Source organism: Streptomyces sp. NPDC002790 (genome assembly GCF_040295505.1).
Classification (GTDB): domain Bacteria; phylum Actinomycetota; class Actinomycetes; order Streptomycetales; family Streptomycetaceae; genus Streptomyces.
Genome location: NZ_JBEOVM010000196.1, coordinates 1 through 5,933 on the forward strand (window position 1 = coordinate 1; position 5,933 = coordinate 5,933).

The 5,933-nt window shown below is 71.9% G+C and carries 1 protein-coding gene; it reads left to right on the forward strand.

Annotation, left to right across the window (positions count from 1 at the left end; genetic code table 11):
* A partial coding sequence (locus ABT004_RS35615; RefSeq protein ID WP_351345740.1) for a non-ribosomal peptide synthetase occupies nt 1–5,933 on the forward strand: 5,933 nt, incomplete at both ends.

Sequence of the window (5,933 nt, forward strand, 5' to 3'; positions counted from 1 at the left end):
TCGCTGGCCAACTATGTGTCGTCGGTGTCGGGGCGGTTGGGCTGGGATGTGCCGGGGGCGCGGTATGCGCTGTTGCAGGCGCAGGTGACCGACCTGGGTAACACCGTGGTGTTCAGCAGCCTGGTCTCCGGCGGGCAACTGCACGTGCTGGACGCGGAGTTGGTGACGGATCCGGTTGCGGTGTCCGGGTATCTGCGGGAGCAGCGGATCGATGCGATGAAGGTGGTGCCTTCGCATCTGGCGGCGTTGACGGCCGCGGTGGGTGTCGAGGCGTTGCTGCCGGCCGGGTCCGTGGTGCTCGGTGGTGAGGCCGCGCAGGTCGACTGGACGGCGGAACTGCTGGCGGCTGCCGGCGGCCGGAAGGTGTTCAACCACTACGGGCCGACCGAGACCACGGTCGGGGTGGCAACCGGTGAACTGACCGTGGAAGGGGTGGCTGCCGGGGTGGTGCCGATCGGTACGCCGATCGCCAACACCCGCCTGTACGTACTCGACGGGACGCTGCAACCGGTGCCGGTGGGTGTGTCCGGGGAGCTGTATGTGGCGGGTGCCGGGCTGGCGCGCGGGTACGTGAGTCGCGCGGGGCTGACCGGCGAGCGGTTCGTGGCCTGCCCCTTCGGCTCCGGGGAGCGGATGTACCGGACCGGGGACCTGGCCAAGTGGACGGTGGACGGGCAACTCGTCTTCGCCGGCCGGGCCGATGACCAGGTCAAGGTGCGTGGCTTCCGGATCGAGCCCGGCGAGATCGAGGCCGCCCTGCTGACACATCCGGAGGTGTCCCGGGTCGCGGTGGTCGCGCGTGAGGACACCATGGGTGACAAGCGTCTGGTCGCCTACGTGGTGCCCGCCGACACGGATACCGAAGACGTGGACAGCGGCGGCATAGGGGAGTTCCTCGCGCGGCGGCTGCCCGAGCACATGGTCCCCGCCGCGTTCGTGACGCTGGACGCGCTGCCGCTGACCGCCAACGGCAAGCTGGACCGCAAGTCCCTGCCGGCGCCGGAGTACGCCACCGGCGTGGGCCGGGGCCCGGCCACGCCCACGGAGGAGATCCTGTGCGCGGCGTTCGCCGACATCCTCGGGGTGGAGTCGGTGGGCGTGGACGACGGCTTCTTCGATCTGGGCGGCCATTCGCTGCTGGCGGTCCGGCTGGTGTCGCGGATCCGCGTCGTACTCGGTGTGGAGATCGAGGTCCGGACGCTGTTCGAGGCCCCGACGGTGGCCGGCCTGGCGGCCTGGATGGCCGAGGGAGCGGGGCAGGCACGCACGCCGCTGCGGGCGGCGCAGACGCGTCCGGAGCTGGTTCCGTTGTCGTTCGCGCAGCGACGGCTGTGGTTCCTGGGCCAGTTGGAAGGGCCGAACCCGACGTACAACATCCCCGTGGTGGTGTCGCTCGGCGGAGTGGACGCCGCGGTGCTGGGCGCGGCGCTGCGCGATGTGATCGAACGTCACGAGTCGCTGCGTACCGTGTTCCCGGCCGTGGACGGCGAGCCCTACCAGCGGGTCCTTGCCCCGGGGGAGCTCGACTGGGCTGTCCAGGTCACCGAGGTGACGCCTGGCGACCTGTCCGCGGCCGTGCGGCAGGCATCGGAGTACGCGTTCGATCTGTCGGCGGAGCTGCCGGTCCGGGCGTGGCTGTTCGAGGCCGGTCCCGACGAGCAGGTGCTGGTGGTGGTCATGCACCACATCGCCAGCGACGGCTGGTCGATGGGTCCGCTCAGCCGTGATGTGTCGGCGGCGTACGCGGCGCGGCAGCGGGGCCGGGCCCCGGAGTGGCGGCCGCTGCAGGTGCAGTACGCCGACTACGCCCTGTGGCAGCGGGAGTTGCTGGGCGAGGAGTCCGACCCCGACAGCCTGCTGTCGGAGCAGGTGCGGTACTGGCGGGCGACGCTGGCCGGAGTCCCGGAAGAGCTGCCGCTGCCGGTGGACCGGCCGCGGCCCGCGGTGGCCACCCACCGCGGGCACGCCGTGCCGTTCCGGGTGTCGGCCGAGGTGCACCGGCGGGCGACGGAGCTGGCGCGCGCCGAGGGCGTGACGGCGTTCATGGTGGTGCAGGCCGCGCTGGCGGTGACACTGTCGCGCGTCGGGGCCGGCACCGACATTCCCATCGGGTCCCCGATCGCGGGCCGAGGCGACGAGGCGCTGGACGACCTGGTCGGCTTCTTCCTCAACAGCCTGGTGATCCGCACGGACCTGTCGGGCGACCCGGAGTTCCGGCAGGTGCTGAGCCGGGTCCGAAGCGCGAGCCTGGGCGCGTTCGCGCACCAGGACGTGCCGTTCGAGCGGCTGGTGGAGGAGCTGGCGCCGGAGCGGTCGATGTCCCGCCATCCGCTGTTCCAGGTCACGCTGACCGTGCAGACCATGGAGCGCGCCTCGCTCGACATGCCGGGGCGGCGCACCGGCCGTGAGGCCTTCGCCGTGGACGGCTCGGTGCCGGTGCCCGCGAAGTTCGATCTCGACGTGACGATGGTGGAGCAGTTCGACGACCGTCGCCGGCCCGCGGGTTGGCACGGCATGGTGACGGTGGCGGCGGACCTGTTCGACGAACCGGCCGCCGCCAGGTTCGCCGGCTGGTTCGCGCGGGTCCTCGACACGGTGACCACGACGCCTGATGTGCGGCTGACAGCGGTGGACGTTCTCGATGCGCGGGAGCGAGAACTGCTGGTCGACGGGTGGAACGACACCGCCACGGATGTGGTGGGCCCGTCGGTGGTGGACGTGTTCGAGCGGCAGGTGCAGGCCGCGCCCGACGCGGTCGCGGTGGTGGCCGACGGCGTGGAGACGACGTACCGGGAGCTGGCCGCGGCGGCGAACCGGCTGGCCCGTCATCTGCGCGGCATGGGCGTGGGCCCCGAGTCGGTGGTGGGCCTGTGCCTGCCGCGCGGCGCCGGCCTCGTGACCGCGATCCTCGCCGTACTGAAGGCGGGCGCGGCGTACCTGCCGATCGACGGGCGGCTGCCCGTGGACCGGGTGGCGTTCATGCTGGCCGACAGCCGTGCGCAACTCGTCCTGGGCACGCAGGATCTGCTGGACGATCTGCCGGTCGGCCGGGTCCCGTTGGTCGCCCTCGACGACCGCACGACGTCCGCGCTGGTGGACGCCCAGCCGGAGGCCGCGCCGGAGGTGTCGATCGACCCGGCCGCCCTGGCGTATGTGATCTATACGTCGGGGTCGACGGGTGCCCCGAAGGGCGTGGCGATCGAGCACGCCGGAATCGTGAACCTCGTGGCCGCCCAGGGCGGACGGTTCGCGGTGGAACAGGGCGCGCGGGTGCTGCAGTTCGCCTCGGCCGGGTTCGACGCGGCGGTGTCGGAAGTGCTGGTGACACTGTGCTCCGGTGCGGCACTGGTGATGGCGTCGGCGGACGAGTTGCTGCCCGGTGGCGGGCTGGCCGACCTGGTCGCCGGTCACGGCATCACGCACACGACGCTGCCGCCGGCTGTCCTGAGGGCGCTCGGCGCCGCAGGCCTGGACTCGGTGACCACGCTGGTCTCCGCAGGTGAGGCCCTGGACGCGGAGCTGGTCGAGCGGTGGGCACCCGGCCGCCGCCTGATCAACGCCTACGGTCCGACGGAGATCACGGTGTGTGCGTCGATGTCGATGCCGCTCGCGCCCGGAGCCGAACCGTCGATCGGTACGCCGATCGCCAACGTCCGCCTGTTCGTGCTGGACGACACACTCAGCCCCGCCCCCGTGGGAGTCGCCGGCGAACTCTATGTCGCGGGTGCCGGTGTGGCACGCGGATACGTGGGCCGGCCCGGACTGACCGGAGAGCGGTTCGTGGCCTGCCCGTTCGGCTCCGTCGGTGAGCGGATGTACCGGACCGGAGACGTGGTCAAGTGGGCCCCGGACGGCCGGTTGGTGTTCGTCGGACGGGCCGACGAGCAGGTGAAGGTGCGCGGCTTCCGGATCGAGCCCGGCGAGATAGAGGCCGTGCTGTCGGCCCACCCGGAGGTCCGGCAGGTCGTCGTGGTGGCACGCGAGGACACCCCCGGTGACAAGCGGCTCGTCGCCTACGTCGTCCCCGCGGACGACGGCGATGACGACATGGACCTCGCCGGACTGCGGGAGTTCGTGGCCGGACAGCTGCCCGACTACATGATCCCGGCCGCCGTCGTCCCGCTGCCGGTGCTGCCGTTGACGGTGAACGGCAAGCTGGACCGCAAGGCGCTGCCCGCCCCCGAGTACGCCACCGGAGCGGGCCGGGGCCCGGCCACGCCCACCGAGGAGATCCTGTGCGCGGCGTTCGCCGACGTACTGGGCCTTGAGTCGGTGGGCGTGGACGACAACTTCTTCCAGCTGGGCGGGCATTCGCTGCTCGCGGTGCGTCTCGTGTCGCGGATCCGCGCGGTGCTGGGCGTGGAGGTCGAGGTCAGGACCCTGTTCGAGTACCCGACGGTGGCGGGTCTCGCCGCCCAGCGGACCGGGAGCGCACGGCAGGCCCGAACGCCGTTGCGCGCGGCAGCAACGCGGCCCGAGCGAGTGCCGCTGTCGTTCGCGCAGCAACGGCTGTGGTTCCTCGCACAACTCGAAGGCCCGAGCCCGACGTACAACCTGCCCACGACGATCCGGCTGAGCGGCGAAGTGGACGTCGCCGCGCTGGGTGCGGCACTACGCGATGTCATCGGCCGCCACGAGTCGCTGCGGACGGTCTTCCCCGCGGTGGACGGCACGCCGTACCAGCAGGTCATCGATCCTCGGGACCTGGACTGGGAACTGCGGGTCTCTCAAGTGGAGCGCGGCGAACGAGCAGCGGCCGTCGCGCAGGCGATGCGGTACGCGTTCGACCTGTCGGCGGAACTGCCCATCCGGGCCTGGCTGTTCGACTCGGGTGACGAGCAGCTCCTGGTGGTCGTGATGCACCACATCGCGGGCGACGGCTGGTCGATGGCCCCGCTGAGCCGGGACCTCTCGACCGCGTACGCGGCGCGGCTGCAAGGGCAGGCCCCCGACTGGGAGCCGCTGCCGGTGCAGTACGCCGACTACACGCTCTGGCAGCGGGAGTTGCTGGGCGAGGAGTCCGATCCCGACAGCCTGCTGTCGACCCAGACCGCGTACTGGCGCGACACGTTGGCGGGAGCGCCGGAGGAGCTGGCGCTGCCGGTGGATCGCCCGCGACCGGCTGAGGCCGGCCACCGGGGACACCGGGTGCCGCTGCGGGTGCCGGCCGAGGTGCACCAGAGGCTGGCGGAGCTGGCACGGGACGAGGGCGTGACGGCGTTCATGGTGCTGCAGGCCGCGCTGGCGGTGACACTTTCCCGGCTCGGGGCAGGCACCGACATTCCCATCGGATCGCCGATCGCGGGCCGAGGCGACGAGGCGCTGGACGGTCTGGTCGGGTTCTTCGTCAACAGCCTGGTGATCCGCACGGACCTGTCGGGCGACCCGGAGTTCCGGGAGGTGCTGGCCCGGGTGCGGGAGTCGGGCCTGGGTGCGTTCGCGCACCAGGACATGCCGTTCGAGCGCCTGGTGGAAGAACTGGCTCCAACCCGGTCGATGGCACGCCACCCGCTGTTCCAGGTGTTCCTCACCCTCCAGAACACCGACGAGGCGTCGCTGGAGCTACCGGGGGCGCGCACCGGCACGGGCGCCGACTCACCGGACGGAGCGTCGGCGTCGGCGTCGGCCTCGACCTCGGCATCGGCGAAGTACGACCTGAACGTCGGGATCGCCGAGATGTTCGACGCCGAGGACCGTCCGTCGGGCCTGCGTGGCACCGTCACCGTGTCGGCCGATCTGTTCGACGAGGCCACGGCCGGGCGTATGGCGGACTGGTTCGTACGGGTGCTGACCAAGGTGACCGCGGCGCCTGATGTGCGGCTGGCCGCGGTGGATGTTCTCGACGCCGGTGAGCGGGACCGGGTGCTGGTGCGGTGGAACGACACCGCCGCGGCGGTGCGGGATTCGTCCGTGGCCGGGATGTTCGAGGAGCG